We start from the raw sequence: 22,998 nt of genomic DNA, 5'->3' as shown, positions 1-22,998 counted from the left end.
GATCCTCTTGTATCGTTGCCACACCATGATCACAAAACTTCCATTAGCTCTAAAACTATAGGAGTATATGAACAAGGATACAATGAACTAACTTTATCCAACTTAAAAGATAAAGAACAAATCTATCTAAAAGCAGAAAGAGACTATGATGAGTTGGTTCAGCACAACTTTACTCAAAGAATTTTAAATGATAAAGATTCTATGGTGGATGGGATTTATAATGAAAGAATTAAAAAAGTTCATACGCAAACCATAGATTTAGCTAAAAATGTCAATGTTGGTGCTGAGTATCTAATAAATGTAGGTTTATCTAAAGACACCATAGTTGGATTATCTAACACTTTAAATGTAGGAGTAGACAACAAGTTAAGAGTAGCTAAAAATTCAAGTGAATATATAGGAGAAAATAAAGACACTGAAATATGCGCAAACAAAAATACCATTATACATAAAGATGAAACTAGAAATGTTAAAGGAAACAAAAAAGAAATTATAGAAGGTTATTACAATATAAATACAAGCAATAAAATACAAGTCTTGAGCGAAAAAGAGATAGATTATAAAAGTAAAGACAATATTCTTTTTACAAGCAATGAATCCATGGGATTTGAAAGCGATAAAAATACAAGTATGGTGGCTAATAATATCACTACCTATGCAAAAACAACTCATTATCTAAAGGCTGATAGTGAGGCAACTATACAAGTAGGAGAAACATTGATTAATGCTAAACCAGATTGTGTTATCATTAAAGCAGGTGGAGTAGAAGTAGTGATAGATTCTAAGGGTCTTGTTGTTAAAGGTGGAGAAATTAAAGCAGAGTAAATATATAGTATTTTTTTTGAAAATAAATACTATATTTTAAAAATTTTAGAATGCCAAATATTAGTAATACAATAAATAGTATAAAAAAATATCATTATGATTTTTATAGAAAATTTTATAAACTATTTTTAAAATACCAAGGAATATAAATGAAAAAACCTTTTTATAAACTTAAAAGATTTTATATACCTTGTGGTTTACTTATAGCTTTTATTATCTTTATAAGCTTAGCTTATCGCCCTTTAGAGCTTATCTTTTGGGATAAGTATTATTATGAAAAAGAAAATCAAATTAGAAAAGAGATATCTAAATTATTCTGGAGCAACGAAGAAGAATTTAAAAAAGTTTTTGTAGAACAAAACTTAAATCAAGAATTAAAACTTAATCAAAAAGAATTATTAAATTATATGCATCATTTTAAAAAAGATTTTAAATTTATGCAAATTTTAGGTTTAGACAATGCTTATTTGGTAGCTCTTAGAAATAAAGTAAGTATATTTGGAAGAAAAAGTGAAACTAATCTTAATTATTTTTATCTTGCTTCTAATAGCACTACCAATTTAAACGAAATGAATAATTTTATAAGCATTATGGATAGATATATCATTTTTATTAACAAAATAGATGCATTGCCTGACACTTATACACTTATGAAAATAGCCTTTAATGCTGATTATTTTCTTTTTAATTTAATCCCATTTGCTTCAAGCCTAGATAAAAACTTTATGTGTTCTATACCTCAAAAAGAACAGTTATTAGAAAATATGATTAATTCTTATAAAAAAATGAATTTATTATATAAAACAAAACTAAAAACCGAAATTCAAGAAATGATACGCCCAACAATATATGAAGCAAAAAGATACAATTATTTCATAAATTTTGCTAAAGGAAAATTAAATGCATGCGGAAGATAATTTAAATTTTAAAGATAATTTTTAAATTATATAGGAAAAATAAATGTCTATTTATAAAGAATGTGAAGTTTGTAAAACAAAAATCAATAAATTACAAAATATTTGGAATATATTCTCAGGCAAATTAGAAATAAAATGCAAAAATTGCAAAAGTAAATATGGAGTTTCTAATAAAATTATAGATTGGGTGTATAGTATTTTTTGTGAAAACTTATTACTCTTTCCACCAATTGTATTTTTAAATTTCATATATTTAGGTAGATATTTTTCAAAATATGGATTATTTGAAATGATATGTTATTTATCAATAATCATTCTTTTTAGTAGAAAACTAATAAATATTGTTTTACTTCTTCTTTGTAAATTAAAAAGGCTAGAAAATGAGAGATAAAGGATTAATGGAACATCTTAAGGATATTAAAGATGGTATTGTAGATTGTTATATAGGACCTTATGATTTTGGAGATTTTTTAGCTAGAATTTCAGGTTTTAGAGATTGGCAAGAAAAAAGTGTTATTTTAGATGATTTTCATAAAAGGCAGACACTAGAAGAATTAGACTTTTTAAAAGATATTGTTAAAAATGAAACTTCTAGAAATGTTATACTAGAATATTTAATAAAAGATATCAATGAAAGACCTTTGTATTATTTAGCACCATCAGGAATTTTAACAACAATTAAAAAAATAACCAAAACAAAAAAACTATTCATAATAAACATAACTTCTTTAGGAGGAAAAGCAACATCCACCACCCACTCTCTCTACCCCTACTACAAAAACATACAAAATTCCTTTGCTCCTTTATGTTCTATAGATAATAAAAATAGTAATTTGTTAAAAGAATTTAATTTTGATAGTTTTTCTTGTAATTTTTACAATAATAATATTTTCAATCAAAGTCTTAAATATTTAGATAATATACAAGATGAAAAAGAATATATCAATGAGTATAAAATATTTTTAGAAAATCTTAATCACTTTAATCAAGAATATAATAATTATAAACTTATGTCTATACAAGTAATCAATAATTTAAAAATAGCCTATATACAAAAACTATCTTTAGAAGATATCAACAACATCAACATCGATTCAAAACCCTATTTATTAAAAGCTTTATATTTTTGTGAAGATTATGTTTTATATGATAAAGATAAGCAAGCTTTATTTGATGAAAACACAATAAAAGAATTAGAATTTAACTCTAGTTTTTATACTATCTTTATCTCTCATAAAAACAAACTAAACGATACTTATTTAAATGCAAGAAAAGAACTTTATAAAAGTATTGATGAATTTAAAAGACTTGGTTTTAAAGATTTAGAACATGCTTATCAAACTTATATGAGTTCTTTTATTATCAATGAAGAATTAAATAACAAAGATAAAACAATCAATAAAAATGAAAATAAAGAAATAAATAAAAACTTAAATCAAAAAAGTAATATAAAAGAAAGTATAAATTTCAAAGAACTTTCTTTAAATTCAAATCAAGAAAACAATACAAAAGAAAGTATAGATACTATAATAAAAAACACAAATTTTAACAATGAAACTTCTTTAAAAACGAAACAAAGCAATATCATTATAGATGATATAAAAGAAGATTTTAAGATTGTATCTTATCACCTTAAAAACCTAAGCCACTTCATCTTAGAAAACAAAGAAAAAAATAAAAAGCTTATATTTTTTGACAATGCTTCATCTATGTCAAATCTTTTACATCTTTATGAGAACAATTGTGATATATTTGTTAAAGATGAGTCATTAATCGATATAGCTTTATTAGAACAAAACTATAATCTAGATTTTAATAAACTAAAAACAAGAGTATTTTTTTATGAAAAACTTCTTTTAGGCGCAAAGGAAGATGAAATTTTTTCTTTCAATGATGAAAAAATAAATTATTATCTTAAATATGATGAGAATAATTTATATGCTTTAAAAGATTTAAACATTACTTATGATTATTATCATTGTAAGATTAAAAACTATGTTTTAGCTAAAAATAGTTTAAATATAAAATTAGAACCTAAAAAGATAAGCAAGCGCTATGCTTATGATGATTTAAACCATCAAGATCTAAATTTAACCCACAATAACACTAACATTATAAACAACACTGCTACTTCAAATTACATCAGCCTTATCATACAAGATGAACATGGCAAGGCTATTGATAATGCTAGTATTAGTATAAAAGGGTATGATCATGAAAAACTAATCAAGCAAAGCGTATTAAAATTAAAAACTAATAAAGAAGGTAAAATAAGATTTGATAGAGAAAAAGACTTTAGTAATTGTCATAGTTTTAAAGTTAGATTAGAAGATAATAAAGCTTATTTAGCCAAACCCTTACAAGATAGCAAAAGAATATTTAATAATTATATCAATCATAAAATAGGACTTATACTTAGGTTTAAAAATAAAGATTATTTTAAATATGATGGTTTTTATTTATATCATTTTAAAGGAAAAGATTTAATATCTTCTTATATGGCAAGAAGTGGAGTAGCTAAAGCTGATAATTTAAAACCATCAAATAAACAAATTGCTTTTAGTTTTTATCAAGATATAAAAGATAAAACTACCAAGAAAAAAGCATATTTTTACTATGATGATGAAAGTATTAAAGATAAATTTGGAAGCTTACCTGAAGGAAAGTATTATTTTAAAATCAATGAGATTAATTACAACAAACAACCTGATTTTTTAAAAGATTATCCTTTTAGCATAGGTAAGACTTGGGGAAAGTATTGTGTTAGATTATACACAGATAAAGAATGCTCTAAAAGTTTTAAAGAAATAGAAATTTCAAATCCAAATAATGAAAAAGAAAAAAGCAAGAATAAAGAAAGTATGAGTAAGGGGGATTTGTATCTTTATAACATTAATGAAAAGGGAGAATTTGGTAGCAATGGTAGTATAGGAATAGTTAATGGAGTATTGTTTGAAGATTTATTAAAGCATTTAAGCTATATTACAAATGAAGAAGAATTGCTTTGCGAATTAGAAGTTAAATACCCCCAAAAACGAAACAATAAAATTGTATTTGCAAAAGAAATAAAGGATAGATAAATGAATAGCATAAACTCTAAGGAAATATACGATCTTAAAGCTCCGTTTGCACCAGGAACATATATAGAACTTTTCTTAGAGAATAACGACGATATACAAAGAAAATGGGGTTTTTTTGAATGTGATAGTCAAGCTAAAATGCAATTATTATTTGTATCGGATGATTATTTGCAAAGTTTTGATAGTTTTAGTACTTTAGTTGATATTGATGAAGATGGAGAATTAGAGTGCAATGATGATTACAATGCAACTTTAATTGAACAAGAAAATACAAATAAAATTGGCTTTTCTCTTCCTCTTTATAGAACAAAAGAAACTAAATTTGAAAAATATTATATTGTGGTGTTTGCTTATGAAGGCGAAATGCCGACTTTACAAGATCCTTATGTGATCATTGATATGAGTTTTAGAGTGGGTATTGGAGAAGATGATAATGTTGCTAATGGTGTTAATCTTGCAAATTATCCCAAAAATATTCAAGAATGGAACCAAATATCACACATACAAAGTGTTTGGGATGCTGTTAAATTTTTCGAATGTCTATCTAAAAAAATAGGTGATACCTTTACTATTATGAGAGAAAATTTCTTTTCATTCTGTAAAAATAATCCTCAAATAGCAGGAAAAATTGCTTATATTTACTATAGATTTGACCTAGGTAGTCAATCTTTCATAGATAGCGTGGAAAATGATTTCAAAGACTATCAAAGAGATAGAGATTTTTATTTTCAAACTTGTAAAGATGTTTTGCTAAATTGCCCTATAGAAAAAAACAATCCTAAAACATTGAAAGAAAAATATGATGAATTGATGCAAGGTAAAAAATTGGATATAGCAATTTATAAAAATTTAATTAGTAAGATTGCAACCGCTATATGTGAAAAATTAGACTTAAATTTAATAACAAAAAATGGTGAAATAGATTTTTTCCAAGGAGATGAAGAAGAATGGGGAGAATATTACAAAAGACGCATACGTGTTAATGAAAATAATCTACATGATTTAAAAGAAATAATAAAAACTATGATTCACGAGATTAGACATTTTTATGTTGAAACTTATTATTATCCGGGACAAGGTATTTTAAGAGGATATTTGTTTTATGCACATGGATTCTCTATAAGCGATGATTATAAAATTTTATTTGATGGCTTTTATAAATTTGATGACAAAGAAAGGCAAGAAAATGCTTACGAAATACAACCAAATGAAAGAGATGCAAGATTTGTCGAAAAAATAATAGATTTTCTAGGCTAAAGAATGAAAATTAAACTTCCTGATTTAAAAAAATATGCTTTTAACAATAGATTAGATAAAACCATATATCTTGGCATAGAAACAAATATTTTATGTGTTGAAGATAGAATAAACGATATTTCAAATTTCTATAGTAGTAAATATAATAAAAAAATTAATGATTTAACCGCTATTTTATATATAGGAAAGGTAATATTTCAAGAAGAAAAAAACAACTTGTTTCCAAAATTTATAGCAAGTAATTTTGATATTAATTTTGAAAAATTAAATAATTTTTGGCTTAATGAAATAACAAACAACAAAGTGCAATATTTCAGGCAAAATAACAATATAATCTTATCCAAAGAACAAATTTACTCATATTTTGATGATTTACATTCCAAAAACATTAACTTAATTAAAAATTATTTTAATAAAATTTATGAAAATAGTGGCATTACCGCTTTAATCTATGACAAAAACAACCATAAAAACGATATATTAAATCAACTTGATACACTATCTAAACAAGATTATAAAATTACATTTAGCGATGAGCTTTTTTACGAATATTTAGTTTGGAGTCTAAATGACTTTTTAATTCCATATTTTTCTGGTAAATTTCAAGATGAAAATGAATTACTTTTTAATGCCGGTGCTTACACTACATATAAAGAATTATATCAAAAACAAATCAATCTTATACCAAATCCTTACTATGGAGAAAATTCTAATATCCCTTTTATTGATTTTTTCTATACCAATATAAATCCATTAAAATATGGGGTGGGTTATATCGAAGGTTATTTAAAATTTTTCAAACACTATCCAAATTCAAAGTTCCTTAAAAAAATGCCTCCAATAAAAGGATATAAATTTTATAGCCCTAATATTAACCATGATGGTAAAATTTTATCTTCAAATAAAGGAAAATTTTATTTTTCTCTAGCTGAAAATCCTCAAATTTTTATTTATTTTTTTCAAAAATATTACCCAAAAATTTGTAATCTTCCAAAACATTGGAACGAAATTATGTTTCAAAAGTTAAAATTAAACATTCCAAACGAAGAGTTATAATTTTTCTATATTCTTAATCAAACTGCTAATATTAGAATCGATTTTAATATTATGAGTTTGTAAATCAAAAATTGCAAAAATAAAAAAACCTAAAATACATCCAATAGGTATAACAACTAACGTAAATTTCATAAATCTGCGTTGAAAATACTGCCAAAATTTTTCCCTATTAGCTCCATTATAAGCCTTATCAAAAGCTGTCTCATCTGTTAAATTTATAAGAGGAGTTAAAGCCGATGCTATATTATTACAAAGATAAATAATTTTTTCCTCAACATCTTTTTCATGAGAATATTTTCCTCTATATCCTAAAATCAAGCAAACATATATGAATTCCAAAAAATCCTTGTTTTTGGATGGATTAGACAACCAAGAAAGCGCTATATCGTAAAAATTATCACCACCTAGAGTCTCATCAAATAACCTCACGGTTAAAGTATGATTTGCCCAAGAGCTATTAATAAATAAATCATTTTTCATTAGACTTTCATCTATAAATACGCATAAGCAATATCTTAATTTTATAATATCTTTCTCATCATACTCTTTAAAAGTACTTAATCTTGAACTCCAAACCAAAATTTCATTCACAAGTTTTTCTTTTAAATTCTCTATATAAGCAGTATCCAAAGAATGAACCTTAGATAATCTATAAACAAGTAAAAGAATTTCCAAACAATTATCAACAACTTTATTGATTTCTAAACCTTTTAAATCACTTTCTAAAAGCAAAGATCCTTCTTTAAAATGTGATTCTTTTTGCATATTACTCCTTAAAATACAGCCCACATTTTTATATCAGGGTTTTTTATATTTGTTGTTAGATATAAACTTATAACATTTTCGCCCTTAAAGTATTTAAACAGCTCATCTTTTTTGTCTAACTTGTAATAAATATAACCATTTAAATAAGGTATAGAAGATGGAATATTTGAAATTTGCTCTATGTTTATCCCTCGTAATTGTGTTGTTACTATACTTTTTATCCTACTTTGAGTATGAATTTTACTTTGAGTTTTAAAATTATATAATAAATACTCATGATTAACATCAGCACTAATAGCTAAAAATAATTCACCCTCTTCAATAACCGTAGGATTGTCAAATAACAAATCATAAAATCCATTGTTATTGTCAATTACTTGAGCCATAGTATATTTTGGAGAAGTTATTTTTGCAAATAAAACTCTCAGTTGATTAGTAAGTGGTAAAAAAGTGTTAGTCAAGTCATCATGACTATATACTATAAAATCAGAAAAGGAGCTTTCAGTACCAAAAGCACTAAGATCTCCTTGAAAATCAACTAATTTTTCATATAAATTTTCAGGATGTATTTTATCTTTATTGATTATATATGAAAAAATAAAATACCATTTTTTTAAAAGATTAAGCGATAAATATGTACTAAAATCCAAGGTGTTTTTAGTTTGATCTATACCCTTAAATACTTCAGTGAGTATTTCTTTATGCTGTTTAATTGAATGCGAAATTTCTTCTAAAAATGATTTAATATACGAAGATTTATTTAAATCTAAACAAGTGGGTATAAAACTTTCATCTAACTCTATTTTTTTATTTAAATCAATATTTTTGATTTTTGCTATAGGAATTTCAAGTTCATCTGGAGTTTTGCTACCTAAAAAGCCCAATTTCAATCTCAAACTAGCTAAAGTAATGCTTATTTTTTCTTGAGAGAAAGTAATATTATCATTCTCATATTCATCTTCTAAATCAGTATGTTTAAAAACATCATTAGTATTATCATCATATATTCTTGAAGCTACAACACTTCTTAAACTAATGTATTTTGAATTAGGTATATTATTGTGTAAAGATATATCTGCTATAGAGGATAAACCCATAGGAATTTTAATAACAATAATAGAATTTACCAAAGAATCATAATTAACTTCCAAAGGCTCTGGAAGCTCATCTTGTTCTGGTGCATTAAAAATGCTACCATCTTTAGCAATTCCAGAAATTCTTTTAAGTGCTATTTTTCCTTGCATTAGCATTTCATTGGAAAATTCTAAATCAATTATTCCATATAAATTATTGAAAGTTGAAATTGTTTTAAGATTAATATTTCTTTCAAAATATCGTTCTTGTTGCTCAAAATGAATTTTATCAATATTTAGCCCATTAAACCAAGCTACTTTTAGCTTATCTGCCATTATATTTTCCTTAGATTAAATATGTCTAATACCATCTTTTGTTATTTCAAATTTTAATGTTTTTTTAGTTCCAAAACCATTAGCATCATCTGTTTTTGCCCAAATTTTTGTTACTTTTTTAGTATTATTTGCAAATAAAACCAAAATACCAATATACGGCACTTCTTCATCTATAACTTTAAAAGCAATAATATTATCTTTAGGGGCAATTTGTAGTCTAATCGAGTCAATTTTATCTCTACCGAGTATAGCATCCTCTCTATTAATCAGCTCTAAATCACTAGCCTTTATAAATTTATTTACATCTTTTAGTTGATACACAATAACAGTCAAAGGAACATCATCATTTCTACTATTTAAATTAGAATTTTTTATATTATCAATCTTTACACTTACAACACTAGAGCAAGAACTTAAAAACAACCCCATGAGCAACATAACAAAAATTTTTCTCATTCCCATCCTTAAAAAAATACTTAAATAAATAACACTATAATTTTATTTTTTATTATAATTAAAAAAACTTTCAATAGTGCTTAGGAGATAAAAAATGATTTTCTGTGATCATTATGAAGAAAATTTAGAAAACTTAGAGATATTTCATTTACTTGAAGAAGAGATGACAAAATACAAAACATTAAATCATGAAAAAATACAATGGGATAAGGTATATGAATACTCATTAGATATTTTACAAAACAACTCGATGGATATGAAAATTTTCGCTTACTTTTCTTTATCATGTTTAGCATTAAATAACGAAGAGTGTTTTAAAATATTTTTAGAAATAATAATTTTTACAGAAAAATTATTTCGAGAAAAACCTGAAAATATAAGTAAAACATCTTCTATACTATTAAATCAAAAAAAGAAATACAAACAAATTGTTGAAAATTTTATTAATGAATTTAATAAAAATTCACCAAAATGCTCACAAGTCGCAGCTAAAAGTTTAAATGAGTATTTTGAAAAATTACGCGAAATTTTAAATTGTAATTTTGCAAAATTAAACATTAAAGAAGAAATAACTCAAACTAAACAATCACCTCTTAAATCTCCAGTGACACAAGTAAATATCGATATAAAAAACACAAAATTATCTAATCTTAGTGATAGAGAATACAGAACATTATTAAATAATCTAGCAATAGAATTACTAGAAAATAACATTGAAAATACCAATGCTTATTCATTGTTTGCAGAAGCAGCTTGGGGAAGATTAAAAACCCTTCCACCGCATTCAGATTTTGTCACTAAAGTAAGATATCCTGATAGAAATTTAATAAAATTACTATTAGATAAAAATACGAATGAGTTAGATCAAATAAAATGTTTTATCAACAACCTTTCACTTAACCCTTTCTGGATAGAAGGATTTAAACTATTTTGTGATTTTTTACATCATCATCAAAAAGAACACTCCTTGAAAATTTTAAATTTACTAACTTGCAATTTTATTCTCAAATTCAAAGATATTACCAAGTTAAGATTTGACAACGGCGAATTAATGTGTAAAGAAGATACATTTAATTATTTTGTAAAACAAAATCAAGAAACTAATAAAAAAACACTCACTACATCCGATAAAAATAAAAAAGTAGAACAAATACTCATTGAAATAAACAATGAAAATTATAATAATTCTTTATTTTGTAATATAAATTCTTTAATAGCCATGGCACAAGTTTTTGAAACAAACAATATGAAAAATAATGCAAAAATTATATACTTACAACTAGTTGAACTTATGGAAAAAACCTTATTAAAGGATTACTTAAGTGATGAGTATAATTATGCAAAAAACAAAACTAATAAAAAAATATAAACTTAGTTATTCTTTATTTAGTTTTATGTATAATTTAAAAAATAAATTTTAATTCAAAAAATAAGGAAGTAAAATGTCTGATGGATCAAGTGCACCAAAAGAACGCATAAATATAACCTACAAGGCAAAAACAAACGGGCAAAATGCAGAGATAGAATTACCTTTAAAACTTATGATAATGGCTAATTTAACAGGTAAAAATGGACAAAATTTAGAAGATAGGGAAGTTGTGTCTATCAACAAAATAAATTTTAATCAAGTTATGCAAAAACTAGACATCAAAACCCAATTTAATGTTAAAAATACTTTGGGTGGAGGCGCTGAAGAATTAGATATCAACCTAAAAATATCTAGTATGAAAGATTTTTCGCCTGATAATATAGTGCAACAAGTGCCAGAGTTAAATAAACTAATGCGCCTTAGAGAAGCATTAATGGCTCTAAAAGGACCTATGGGTAATATTCCAAATTTTAGAAAAGCTGTTTTAGATGCTCTAAAAAATGAAAAAACCAAAGAGCAGTTGCTTTTAGAAATCAAAAAAGAAAATAACGAAGAATAAAGGAAACATAATATGTCAAAAGATAAAGTAATTGATACTCCAATTATTGAAAGTATTATGGAAAAAAGCAAATATGCTAGAAATGATGAAAGCTATAGTATAGCAAAAAGAGGAGTAGCCGAATTTATTTCCGCAATAGTTGAAAGCGATAACATAGAAGATAAAATCAACAAATTTGCACTTGATGAAATGATTGCCCATATCGATGATTTATTATCAAAACAAATGGATGAGATTTTACATAATGAAGAATTTCAAAAATTAGAATCGACTTGGAGAGGACTTTTCTTCTTAGTAGAAAGAACTGATTTTAATGAAAATATTAAAATTAATCTTTTTGATATTACAAAAGAAGAAGTTTTAGAAGATTTCGAAAATAATCCAGACATCACCCAAAGTGTTGTTTATAAAAATATTTATTCTTCAGAATATGGACAATTTGGTGGAGAACCAGTTGGTGCTATAATTGGTGATTACCAACTAAGCACTACAAGTCCAGATATGACTTTTTTAAATAAAATGTCAAGCATAGCAGCAATGAGTCATTCTCCATTTTTAACTTCTTTAGGACCTAAATTTTTTGGTTTAGAAAATTATTCAGAATTAGCTAATATTCAGGATTTACAAAGTCTTCTCGAGGGTCCACAATACACAAGATGGAGAACTTTTAGAGAAAATGAAGATTCTAAATACACAGGATTAATGGTTACGAGGTTTTTGACGAGATCGCCTTATGATAGTGAAGAAAATCCCATCAAAAGCTTTAATTACAAAGAAAATGTTCACGCATCTCACAATCATCTATTATGGGGAAATTCAGCATATGCTTTCGCAACAAGATTAACAGAAAGTTTTGCTAAATACAGGTGGTGTGGTAGTATCATAGGACCAAAAAGCGGTGGAAGCGTAAAAGATCTTCCTACTTATTTTTATGAAAATTTTGGAAACTTAAAAGCTAAAATTCCTACTGAAGTTTTGATTACAGATAGAAGAGAATATGAACTTGCAGAAAATGGGTTTATAACTTTAACTCTAAGAAGAGACACCAATAATGCAGCATTTTTTTCAGCAAATTCTGCTTTAAAACCTAAAATATTTCCAAACACACCAGAAGGAAAAGAGGCTGAAACAAATTACCGCTTAGGCACTCAATTGCCTTATGTATTTTTAATTTCAAGATTAGCACATTATCTAAAAGTACTACAAAGAGAAGAAATTGGAAGCTGGAAGGAAAGAAGTGATATTGAAAATGGTTTAAACGAATGGGTTAGACAATATATTTCAGATCAAGAAAATCCACCAGCAGAGGTTAGAAGTAGAAGACCTTTTAGAGGGGCTCAAGTAAAAGTGGATAATATACCAGGGGAGCCTGGATGGTATAAGATTGGGTTGAGTGTTCGTCCTCACTTTAAATATATGGGTGGAAATTTTGAACTATCTTTAGTAGGTAAATTGGATAAAGAATAATAAATGTCTTTGTTGGATAAAATTATTCATTCATTGGATGAGCAATATCAAAATATCCCTTTTTATCAAAATGAATTTCAAGAAATAAAAAATAATATACAAGTTTTGCTTAATGCAAAACTTGATGACTGCTTAAGTGTTGAAGATTTTGGATTATCTAGTATGGAAAATCTAAATTTAAGCTCGACAGAACTTTGCTTGAACATGGCAAAAGAAATTCATAAACTCATAAGTAAATACGAAAAAAGAATTATAATTAATTCTATCACATATAATGATTCTTTAAAACCTTGGCAACTTTCATTTTTACTAAAATGTGTTTTTTGTAATGATAATTTTAAAGAATTTGCAATTGAAATTATATTTAAAAATAATCGATATTGCGAGGTTATCTAAAATGACACAAGATGATATACATTATTATCAAAAGGAGATTGCTTATCTTAATCATGCTCGGAAAATTTTTATAGATAAATTTCCCAAGTTAACCCCTTTTTTATCTTACGATAGTAAAGATCCAGATATAGAAAGAATTATTGAAAATTTAGCAATATTAACCTCTAAAATTCATCAAGAATTAGATCAAAATATACCCTATATTGCAGAATCTCTAATTAATATTCTTTCTCCAAATTACACCAACATTCTACCTTCTATGTGTATGCAAGAATTCAAATTTAGCGAAAACAGCAAACTCAACAGATTAATTATTCCTAAAAATAGTACAGTTAAATCTGTATCTATAGAAAAATGTGAATGTGAATTTAAAACAGTATATGATGTATATCTATATCCATTAAATATAGAGAATGTTTTTTTAGGAAGTGAAAGACAATATCATACATTAGATATACAACTTAGAGTTAGTAGAGAAGATTTAAACATAGAACATCTAGGTTTAGATAAACTAAGTATATACTTAGGGGATGATGTTTACACATCATCTACATTACTTTTTTATATGCATCAATATTTAGAAGAAATAAAAGTCATATCTCATGACACAAAAGAAGAATTTAAAATAAATACCCATAATATTAAAACTATGGGTTTAAAGCCAAACGAAAGTTGCCTATTTTATAATGACTTAGGATTTGAATCTTTTTCCTTGCTAAGAGAATACTTTTTTTTGCCTGAAAAATTTAATTTTATCTCAATACAAGGCTTGGATGTTTTACATGAGTGTAAAGGTAAGTTAATTAGCATTTTTTTTAAATTTAATAAGACACTTCCTAAAAATTGTATTATAAAAAATGAATTATTCTCATTATCGACAACACCAATCATTAATATTTTCGAAAAAACAGCAGAACCTATCATCAATAATCACTCGAAAAATGGATATAGAATTTTCATCGATAGAACAAATTTAAATGCATATGATATAGTTCAAATAAAACAAGTCAAAGCACATAATAGCGACAGCGGGAGTAGAATTTTAAAAAATTATAAAAATTTTGAACGTTTTGAATTTATGCAAAATAAAATACAAGATTTTTACTACATTACAAATAAATCAAATTCCAAGCAAGATAACTTCAAAGAAATATCGTTTTTTTCCTCAAACAATACAAATGAAACAATCACAATAGATGTATTATGCTGTAATAAAAATTTACCGACCCGTTTAAAAATAGGCGATATCAATCTTATACCTTTTTATAAAGATGCTATTACGAAAAACATTACCATTCCAACGCCGATTAAGCAAGTTAAAACCAATGGTGATCTTTTATGGAAATTAGTTTCTATTTTGTCATTTAGTTACCAAACTCTTTTAACAAAAACATCCTTTTTTCAAGTTTTAGAAAGCTATAGCTTTCCCGATGATAAAACTTCTGAAGTAGTATGTCAATTACTTACCTCTTCAATAATTGACATACAGTCAAAACCAAGCTACTTAATTGATGAGCATATTACAAAAAAAGGCACTATGAGTATTATAAGTATAGATGATTCTAAATTTTATTCTTTGGGTGAAGTTTATAAGCTAGGATTAATAATTTCAGAATTTTTATCATCCTTTGTGAGTATTAATTCATTTTGTGAATTAAAAATTAAATGCATAAACTCAAAAGCAACTATACATTATCCTTTTAAAAAAGGAATTAAACCTATATTATGAACAATGCAAACTCTTATACCTTTTATAAACTTCTTAAAAAATTATTAAAAGATCATCCCAAAGAAGATATTTTTCTAAGGGTAAATAATGCCCTAATGCATCCTAACAAAGAAATCGAATATGTAAAATTCAATAAAAATATTAGTGATTTTCCTATTGAAATTATGATTAATTTTATGGGTCTACAAGGTAATACATCACAACTCCCTTCTTATATACTAGACAAGCTCTCTAGGAATGAGGATGGCGGGGATGGATGGAGTTTATTTTTTGATTTCTTCAATCACTATCTTCTTTGGATTTTTTTTGAAATTACTACTCTTAACAATTATCCAAAAAGTTTTGATATTAATTTCAGCGATAGAATTTCTAAAATACTATTTTCTATGTTAGGTATCAATGATACAAAAATTGCAAAGAGATATCTACCTTTTGCACCGTTATTACTAAGTTTAAGAAGACCTAAAAGTTATATTGAAAGAATTTTACAAATCACTTTTAATTTACAAAATCAATTAAATATTATAGAAAATATACCCCATCAAATTTGCATAAGACACATACAATTAAATAAATTAGGAAGTAAAAATCATATTTTAGGAAAAAACCTAATCTTAGGAAAAAAATTTCTATCTTACCAAAATAAAATAGCTATTTATATAAAAGATATACACTATGATGAAGCTTTAAAATACTTTCCAAACGCAGAAAAATACAAAGAGCTTAAAGAAAGTATATTATTTCTAACTAACAATGAATTTTGTGTTGATTTATATCTTAAAATTATTTTTAATAAAAGAATGCTGTTTAAGCTAGGAGACTACTCTCACTCCAAATTAGGATGGGGTAAAATTTTAGGAAAAAAAATAAAAAATTACGAAATAATACATATTAAACTTCATGAATAATTTTTATATTTATCAAAATATATCATTTATTCATCTATATTAAAATCAAATACATAAGATCTGAATTTTTATTATTAAACTATTGATATTATTAAATTTTATTAATACCCAATATTATGAAAATAACCATAAATTAACAACAAGCTTATATTAATCCAAAACTCTATTTCAACCTCACATTCATAATCATATTAGATAAAAAGATACTATCTTTATCAAAGCTTTTTAAGTTATATTCTAGTTTTAAGTATCTTTTTTGTATATCTTGCATTAAAGTTGAAAGATTGTATAAACTTAAACTTTCTAATATATTTATAAGTTCTATCTTGCTTAAAGTATTAAAATCATTTAACAAGCTAAGATAATTACTTATAATAGAAGAAGAATTGATATTGTGAAATACAATTTTATTTTTTATATCTTCTTTAATAAAAAATTGATTATTTTTTATATAAAAATAATCTTTAAGATGATGATCACTTAATATTTGATTGTAAAAACTTAAAAGACTTTCTTTACTATTTAAGTCTATAAAATTTAAAAATATATTTTCTTTTAATAATACTTCTTGTAATTGTTTTAAGTTTTTAAAAGCTTGATTTATACTAGAAGTATTTTTTAAAGCATAAATGATATTATCATCTTTAGAAATTTTTCTATTTATATTATATTGCAATAAAGGATTTTTATAAAGTGTATCACTATTGATTAAGATATTGATATGAAAAGATTCTTTACTTTTATTAGTTAATTGAAGCAAAAATATAACATCTTTTATAACTTGTAAAATATCATTTGCTACTTCACCATAGCCCCAAGTAAAGATAATATGATTATCATCTATATTTGTAGCACCAAATAATAAAGAAGGTGCAAAAATTAAAGCACTAAGGAATAAAATGTAAAATCTTTTCATCAATTGTATTAAAGAAGTTAAAGAGTTTGTTTGATATAATTATATTAAGGGTGCAACGCCAAAGGGGCGCAACCCTTTAGCGTTAATTTACCGCCCAGAAGGGAGGTGAGCATAATGCTAACAAAAATTATCCTTATAATTATACTCTTAACACTTTGCTATGTCAAGGCTCATTGAGTACCCCCTGCTTTTGCAGGGTTTAGGATAATCCCTTTGGCTTACCAAACAAACTTTTAACTAAACTCTATCTCCTTTCTATAATTTTATTTTTCTTTTTAATTAGTAGGTTTTCTTGTTAAATTCTCAAGATTGCTTTCAACCTTTTCTTGTATTTTTATAGAATCAGCTTGTATTTTATCTACATCAATACTTCCAACAATATCAGCAATAAAATCACTTAAATCTATTTCACTAAAATCTAACTTTTGAAATTCTTCTGGAGTAAATCCTCTACAATCAGGACTCTTTGGAGAACCCCAACCTCTTCCAATTTGTGGGCGTCCTTGTTCATTAAATATTCTTGCTAATTTTGAATTAAAACAACAATGTGTTTTTTTATGCTGAATACAAGCTATGAATTTAATTTTTTTAGAGCAATATTCACCAACTTCTACACATCTATTTTGCTTATTGAGTTTTGCTAGCTTTTTTTCATCTTCTTTACAAGGTATAAGCCCTATAAATACTTTATCTTTATCACAGCAACCACCACCAGTTAAGCCAAAAAATTTGTCTTTAGAGCGACATCTATTATCTTTTTTATTAAAGATAAAAATTTGTCCTCTATAAGAACCATCATCTTCCCAACCATTATTATTTTCATCATTAATACCAACTTGAGTATCTTCATCTTCGATATGGCTAGTGCTTTTTTAAAACACAACTATTACATTTAAAATAGTTATCGTTTTAAACATACAATATCTTTACTAACTTCTAAAACTATCTAAAGCATAGCATTTATATTTTATTTTACAGTATAAACAGGACATAAAATAAAATATTTAGTATAGTATAATGTAGAAGAAAAAATTTAAATGGTAATGATTTTAAAAATGTTTATAGCTTTGAAAAAATAGCTAAAATTATACTAGGGGTTAAATCTTTAAAATAAGATTTAATCTACTTTAGCAATTCATATAATAGCAAATATTCTATTTTTGAAATTGTTTCTTGAATATATTAACACTTACTCTTCATTAGTCAGGCAGTATTTTTCTTTATTAGAATTTAAATTCACAATATTCTTTCCTTGAAATTCACACTCTAAAAATTTTAATACATCACCTATTTAGCAAAACAATATCACTTTTTTACACATTTTTACAATAAAATACAAAGTATGTGCAAAAGTATGTGCAAATGAAAAAATATTTCATTAAAGTATGGATATTTAGGGGTTTGGTTGGTAAATTACATGCCTGCTAAATCCACCATTTATTTTTTACTCCCAAATGCTATTTTTCAACAAATTATCTTTAAAATCCTATATTTAAGGGATTATATAAACATTCTTTTTTATTCTATTTTGTTATTTTTTGTGTTAAAATATTGCAAAAAAAGTGGGTTACTAAATGGGTTACTTTTTACAATAATACAAAGAATAAAAATGGCAAAAATTAATAAACTTACAGATAGTTTCTTAAAAAGCGTAAAATGCGATAATGGTAAAAAATTTATAAAATTTAGCGATCCTAGTATAAAAGGATTATATGTTTTTGTTTATCCTAGTGGTAGAAAACTATTTAAAACAAGACAAGCTAATGATACTTATATAACACTTGGGGAATATCCCTTGCTTTCCCTAGCAGAACTTAGAGAAATAGCTATAAATTCACACAAACTAAAAGCCAAGGGTCAAAACATAAGCAATGCAAAAAGATTGAAATTTGGCGTATTATATGATGAAGTATTAGAAAATGCAAGAAAGAGTAATTTAGCAGCGAAAACAATCCAAAGAGGACTAAGCTACAAAGAAGGTATTTTTAAATCTTTAGAATATAAAAATATTAATGATATAAAAAGAGTAGATATTGTTAATATTTTAAAGACCATAGAGCATAAAAGCGCTACGCTTCAAAAAGCAAAGATATGGATAAATAAAGTATTTGAATATGCTTTACAACTTGAGATCATAGAAAACAATCCCGTAGCTTCTATCAAAAACAATATTGTATTTAAAAAACCAAATCAGGTTATACACCAACCTACCCTATTAGATGAATCTGATATTAAAGAATATATAAATACTCTAATACATTCAGATATCAAACAAAGTCATAAAAATTTAATGCTTTTTGTGCTTTTAACAGCCCAAAGACCTGGCAATGTTATAAAAGCTACTTGGGATGAGATAGACTTTAAAAATGAAATTTGGACTATATCAGCTCAAAAAATGAAAATGCGTAAAGAGCATAATATAGCATTAAGCAAACAAGCCATAAGTATATTAAAAAATCAATATGCGATTAAAGTCAATGATTATGTTTTTGCTGGTTCTTCTAAAAAAGGATGTAATAGTGAAAATATCACATGCAATACCAATAAACGCTTAGGATATAAAGGAATTCAAAGCGCGCATGGATTTCGTGCTATGTTTAGAAGCATTGCAAACGAAAAGCAATTGGAACATGGAGTAAGTATGGATATAGCAGAGCAATGCTTAGCTCATGAGCAAAAAAATGCAATATTGAAAGCTTACAATAGAAGTAAAAATATAGAATTAAAAAGAAGATTAATGCAGTGGTGGGGAGATTATATAGAAAAACTTGCAGGAAAGCTTAGCTAACCTTGCAATATTTTATCCAATCATCGATTTCTTTCTTTTCATACATTAAAACTTTTCCTACTCTAACACCCTTTGGAAAGTTATAAATGGCTTGATTTTTTCTCATTCTCATTTTTCTTATCCTATCAACGCTAAAACCCAAATACTGTGCAACTTCTTTTGTACTTAATAATTTCATATTAATCCTTTTTAATGTTTGTTTCTAAATTGAGTGATTTTATAATGGCTTTTTGCTCTTCATAACTTAAAGTATGCGCTAATAATACTTTGACATTCTCAAAATCAAAACTATTATAAGAAACTCTTGTATCTATAAGCTTTATACATATTCTTTTAAGCTCTACATCAAGCCAAGCCTCTATCTTCCAATAATGTCTAATTTCTTCTTCTAAAGAGTTACATCCATTAGAAAACGAAAGATCATTTCTTATAGAAAGAAATTCTTTAAGCATTTTTGATAATTGTTGTTTTATTTCTTCTAAGTGTTTTTCTATCAAATTTCTTTGATCTAAAAAATCTTTCATCATTTGTAGCATTTTGTCTCCTTTATGTTTAATCTTTTATTGAATTTATCTTTTAAAACCGGTTTAATATTTTAAATACAACTCTATAAATTGCAGTAAATATGTATTTTCCAACAAGCTACATTTTTCAACTTCACCTAATTAATGTTATGCAATACTAAGTCTTTCGAAAGTTTCTTTAATAATATTTTATTTATCTATGTTTTGTATGAGATTATCTGATTTTAAAATCAGATAATCTTTACTATTGGAAATTTTAAGAAGTAAAAATACAAGATTTTTAGTTGAGTGGATTAAAAGTACTTTTAATACAAATTGCATCACCATTGCACTTAGGACATATATCTTGATATTCAAAATCTTCATGATCTTCGAATACACATTTGATAACATCGGTATATTCCTCATAACCACAACCTTCATCAATGCACTTTACCAAAGCTTTACCGCTAATTTCTGACATTTTTGAAATCCTTTCATTAAAATATGAAATGATATTTAAAAATAAATTTATTAATAATTAGTTAATAATGTAATATTTTATATACAAATTTTCTCTATTTTTGAGAAAATATTCAATTTGCTTAACAACTTATAACTTTTTTCATCAAAATTAAAAAATTTGCATTTCATTCCTCTATATTTTCTTGATTAAAAAGATTAGGTTCTTTCATTTGCTCAAGCTCTCTTATAGCTGTTTTTAAATCTTCTTTATATTCTTTAATGGTTGAATTTAAAGCACTTCTTTCATACTCTGCATGCTCTATGGCTTTATGTAAAGATACAATTTTCATAGATAGCTCTTTTAGATTATTTTGATTATCTATGTTTTCCATTTTTACTCCTTTTTATAATATTTTCAAGCATATCTATACCCCTTTGAAGTATTTGTTTTTCTTCTGTTGTTCTTGATTTAAGCTCATTAGTGTTTTTTGAGCAAATATCGTAAAATACAAAATCAATGCGTTTATAAAGTTTGATTTTTTTCTTGTATTCACATCTTAAGTCATTTTTGATACTTTCTTTGCTTCTTTCAAACAAATCTATAGCAAAAGGATTATCAAAATAAAAACACAGCATTCTTTCATTTGCACTATTGATAATCCTTGCTTCTTTCAAACTATATTTTAAGTCATTTTTTAAACATGCACGAGCTATTTCATTAGCCTCAATTGTATGTGTTATGATACTCATGCAACATCCTTTAATGCATATGGTTTTATATCTTTTGTCCATCTTGGATTGATTAAATATTTTGTTTGTTTAATAAGTAATAGTTCTTTTGTAAAGCTATATGTTTTACCTAGTAAAGCTATAAAATCATATATAAAATCTAAAGCATCATGAATGTGTTTATGCTGTATGTATTTTAAAAATTTATAGTTTAGTTTGAAAGTTAATTCTAATCTTTCCCAGTCTTTAAATTTTTCTTTAATTTTTTCTTTGTGATAACTAGTCTGCTTTTCATACTTATCATAAATCAAAATTCTATCAAGATCAAAAAACTTACTATGCACCCCATTTACATAAAGAGATTTTTTATAAAAAACCATTTCGCCTTTGATTTTTTTATTTAAAGACAACTCATGCAAATGTTCTTCATATTTTCTCATAGAAGCACTTTCATCACAAAAATCACAAGCTATATCAAAACTATAAGCCTTAAACCTCTTAACCATTTTACTTAACACCTTATACACATCAGCTACCACACTTTTGCTAGGCTGAAAAAGACCATTAAACTGTACTTCTACATAAAAGTCTTTTTTCTTTTTATTTTTTCTAGCAACTTCATGGGTGTCTTTTGAATTTTCTATCACTATTATGGTATTTGATAAACTTTTATTTCTAGGTTTGATGTTTATATACCTAACCTTAAACTCATAAAACTTATCTTTTGTTTTGATATTTTTAAACTTCTCTTTTGTGTATTTTTCTATAGCTTTATTGCAGTTTGTTTTTCTAAGTTTTGTATATAAATCATGTTTTTTAAGAAATTTATAAAATGCAAATTTTGGGATTACAAATTTGATACTATCATAGCCTATGTTTTGCATTTTATTCCTTTCTTTTTTTGCTATTTTGCTACCTTATCAAAACCTTTTTTCATAACTAAAGATTTTGAATTTACCTTTGTAAGTTTAAATCCTTTTGAGCTAAGCTCACTTATTAAACTTTCTATTTCTCTTGCTTTTTTAAATGCATCATTTTCTTTTTGTATGGGCTTAAAATTCATTACTATCCTTTCAATAATTCTTTTGCTTTTATCAAGAGTTTTTTTAAGTCATCTAAGTTAGATCTTAATTCATCCTCATCGCACTCTTCCATGTAGCCAATTAAATCTAAGCATTCTTTGTTAATTAAAGCCAAAGCTCTTGCGTGTTCTATGGCTGTATTAATTTTTTCTTTAAAAGACATTTTCTTCCTTTTTATAGTGCATAAATGGAAGTTAAAAACCACCATAAAGGTGGTTACTCAAAATAAAGAAAGCTAATATGGCTTATAAGGGAGTTTAACTCCCATTTAAACACTACTTATGTCAAAACATAGAGCCTGCATTCAAAGTTATTTAAACTT

Annotated in this window: 25 protein-coding genes; 12 read left to right on the top strand and 13 right to left on the bottom strand. The window is 25.4% G+C overall.

Annotated elements, in window-relative coordinates; all coding sequences use genetic code 11:
- The 5 genes from L8U04_RS03220 to L8U04_RS03200 form a co-directional block, all read left to right on the top strand.
- The coding region (locus L8U04_RS03220) for a bacteriophage T4 gp5 trimerisation domain-containing protein (protein WP_306808638.1) at positions 1-825 on the top strand (825 nt) is incomplete at its 5' end.
- 149 nt (positions 826-974) lie between these two features.
- On the top strand, positions 975-1,742 hold the full coding sequence (locus tag L8U04_RS03215) for a hypothetical protein (protein WP_263709410.1): 768 nt from the start codon (positions 975-977) through the stop codon (positions 1,740-1,742).
- Between the two features lie 380 nt (positions 1,743-2,122).
- Positions 2,123-4,822, top strand: a complete 2,700-nt coding sequence (locus L8U04_RS03210) for a hypothetical protein (RefSeq protein WP_263709408.1) — start codon at positions 2,123-2,125, stop codon at positions 4,820-4,822.
- On the top strand, positions 4,823-6,079 hold the full coding sequence (locus L8U04_RS03205) for a hypothetical protein (protein ID WP_263659967.1): 1,257 nt from the start codon (positions 4,823-4,825) through the stop codon (positions 6,077-6,079).
- A gap of 3 nt (positions 6,080-6,082) precedes the next feature.
- Positions 6,083-7,135 (top strand): hypothetical protein, encoded by a 1,053-nt coding sequence (locus L8U04_RS03200; protein ID WP_263659966.1) that lies wholly within the window; start codon positions 6,083-6,085, stop codon positions 7,133-7,135.
- Here L8U04_RS03200 and icmH read toward each other — a convergent pair.
- The 3 genes from icmH to tssJ are packed head-to-tail and all read right to left on the bottom strand — an operon-like array spanning position 7,130 to position 9,765.
- Positions 7,130-7,900, bottom strand: a complete 771-nt coding sequence (gene icmH, locus L8U04_RS03195) for a type IVB secretion system protein IcmH/DotU (RefSeq protein WP_263659965.1) — start codon at positions 7,898-7,900, stop codon at positions 7,130-7,132. The two genes, L8U04_RS03200 and icmH, sit on opposite strands and share 6 nt — an antisense overlap.
- Before the next feature lie 8 nt (positions 7,901-7,908).
- A complete protein-coding gene (gene tssK, locus L8U04_RS03190) occupies positions 7,909-9,309 on the bottom strand; it encodes a type VI secretion system baseplate subunit TssK (RefSeq protein WP_263709405.1) in 1,401 nt (466 codons plus the stop codon).
- Between the two features lie 15 nt (positions 9,310-9,324).
- Complete coding sequence (gene tssJ / locus L8U04_RS03185) at positions 9,325-9,765, bottom strand: type VI secretion system lipoprotein TssJ (RefSeq protein ID WP_147575446.1); 441 nt, start codon at positions 9,763-9,765, stop codon at positions 9,325-9,327.
- Between the two features lie 94 nt (positions 9,766-9,859).
- Between tssJ and L8U04_RS03180 the strand changes: the two genes are divergently transcribed.
- From L8U04_RS03180 to L8U04_RS03155, 6 genes are all read left to right on the top strand, one after another.
- The gene (locus tag L8U04_RS03180; RefSeq protein WP_263659963.1) at positions 9,860-11,134 is read left to right on the top strand and encodes a TssA family type VI secretion system protein; all 1,275 of its coding nucleotides are present in this window, start codon (positions 9,860-9,862) and stop codon (positions 11,132-11,134) included.
- A 73-nt stretch (positions 11,135-11,207) separates the two neighbouring features.
- A complete protein-coding gene (gene tssB, locus L8U04_RS03175) occupies positions 11,208-11,693 on the top strand; it encodes a type VI secretion system contractile sheath small subunit (RefSeq protein WP_263659962.1) in 486 nt (161 codons plus the stop codon).
- Positions 11,694-11,705: 12 nt separating this feature from the next.
- The gene (gene tssC, locus L8U04_RS03170) at positions 11,706-13,160 is read left to right on the top strand and encodes a type VI secretion system contractile sheath large subunit (RefSeq protein WP_044598842.1); all 1,455 of its coding nucleotides are present in this window, start codon (positions 11,706-11,708) and stop codon (positions 13,158-13,160) included.
- Between the two features lie 3 nt (positions 13,161-13,163).
- Entirely contained in the window at positions 13,164-13,556 is a 393-nt protein-coding gene (locus tag L8U04_RS03165; protein ID WP_044598843.1) for a GPW/gp25 family protein, read from the top strand.
- A 1-nt stretch (position 13,557) separates the two neighbouring features.
- A complete protein-coding gene (gene tssF, locus L8U04_RS03160; protein WP_263659961.1) occupies positions 13,558-15,285 on the top strand; it encodes a type VI secretion system baseplate subunit TssF in 1,728 nt (575 codons plus the stop codon).
- Positions 15,282-16,193: a type VI secretion system baseplate subunit TssG gene (locus tag L8U04_RS03155; protein ID WP_263666947.1), complete on the top strand. Its 912-nt coding sequence runs from the start codon at positions 15,282-15,284 to the stop codon at positions 16,191-16,193. Before tssF ends, L8U04_RS03155 begins: the two co-directional genes overlap by 4 nt.
- A 163-nt stretch (positions 16,194-16,356) precedes the next feature.
- On the opposite strand, the gene L8U04_RS03150 is transcribed toward L8U04_RS03155, so the two are convergent.
- The gene (locus L8U04_RS03150) at positions 16,357-17,109 is read right to left on the bottom strand and encodes a hypothetical protein (RefSeq protein WP_263709395.1); all 753 of its coding nucleotides are present in this window, start codon (positions 17,107-17,109) and stop codon (positions 16,357-16,359) included.
- A gap of 275 nt (positions 17,110-17,384) precedes the next feature.
- The gene (gene traN, locus L8U04_RS03145; protein ID WP_263709413.1) at positions 17,385-17,879 is read right to left on the bottom strand and encodes a conjugal transfer protein TraN; all 495 of its coding nucleotides are present in this window, start codon (positions 17,877-17,879) and stop codon (positions 17,385-17,387) included.
- An 839-nt stretch (positions 17,880-18,718) separates the two neighbouring features.
- Between traN and L8U04_RS03140 the strand changes: the two genes are divergently transcribed.
- On the top strand, positions 18,719-19,897 hold the full coding sequence (locus L8U04_RS03140) for a tyrosine-type recombinase/integrase (RefSeq protein ID WP_047208317.1): 1,179 nt from the start codon (positions 18,719-18,721) through the stop codon (positions 19,895-19,897).
- On the opposite strand, the gene L8U04_RS03135 is transcribed toward L8U04_RS03140, so the two are convergent.
- The 8 genes from L8U04_RS03135 to L8U04_RS03100 form a co-directional block, all read right to left on the bottom strand.
- Entirely contained in the window at positions 19,890-20,075 is a 186-nt protein-coding gene (locus tag L8U04_RS03135; protein WP_012661534.1) for a helix-turn-helix transcriptional regulator, read from the bottom strand. The two genes, L8U04_RS03140 and L8U04_RS03135, sit on opposite strands and share 8 nt — an antisense overlap.
- Position 20,076: 1 nt before the next feature.
- The gene (locus tag L8U04_RS03130) at positions 20,077-20,433 is read right to left on the bottom strand and encodes a hypothetical protein (protein ID WP_012661535.1); all 357 of its coding nucleotides are present in this window, start codon (positions 20,431-20,433) and stop codon (positions 20,077-20,079) included.
- A 268-nt stretch (positions 20,434-20,701) separates the two neighbouring features.
- Positions 20,702-20,884, bottom strand: coding sequence for a hypothetical protein (locus tag L8U04_RS03125; protein WP_263675996.1), 183 nt, complete (start codon positions 20,882-20,884; stop codon positions 20,702-20,704).
- A 166-nt stretch (positions 20,885-21,050) separates the two neighbouring features.
- Positions 21,051-21,257, bottom strand: coding sequence for a hypothetical protein (locus L8U04_RS03120; RefSeq protein WP_263675997.1), 207 nt, complete (start codon positions 21,255-21,257; stop codon positions 21,051-21,053).
- Positions 21,241-21,615, bottom strand: coding sequence for a hypothetical protein (locus L8U04_RS03115; RefSeq protein ID WP_263675999.1), 375 nt, complete (start codon positions 21,613-21,615; stop codon positions 21,241-21,243). Before L8U04_RS03115 ends, L8U04_RS03120 begins: the two co-directional genes overlap by 17 nt.
- Positions 21,612-22,478: a hypothetical protein gene (locus L8U04_RS03110; protein ID WP_263709389.1), complete on the bottom strand. Its 867-nt coding sequence runs from the start codon at positions 22,476-22,478 to the stop codon at positions 21,612-21,614. Before L8U04_RS03110 ends, L8U04_RS03115 begins: the two co-directional genes overlap by 4 nt.
- Positions 22,479-22,498: 20 nt before the next feature.
- Entirely contained in the window at positions 22,499-22,657 is a 159-nt protein-coding gene (locus L8U04_RS03105) for a hypothetical protein (RefSeq protein WP_263709388.1), read from the bottom strand.
- A 2-nt stretch (positions 22,658-22,659) separates the two neighbouring features.
- Complete coding sequence (locus L8U04_RS03100; RefSeq protein ID WP_263676004.1) at positions 22,660-22,839, bottom strand: hypothetical protein; 180 nt, start codon at positions 22,837-22,839, stop codon at positions 22,660-22,662.
- Positions 22,840-22,998 lie beyond the last annotated feature (159 nt).

The sequence above is a fragment of the Campylobacter sp. IFREMER_LSEM_CL908 genome (genome assembly GCF_025771545.1).
Classification (GTDB): Bacteria; Campylobacterota; Campylobacteria; order Campylobacterales; family Campylobacteraceae; genus Campylobacter_D; species Campylobacter_D lari_D.
Note: the sequence above shows the minus strand (reverse complement) of the source record. Positions and strands in the feature narration are given on the sequence as shown.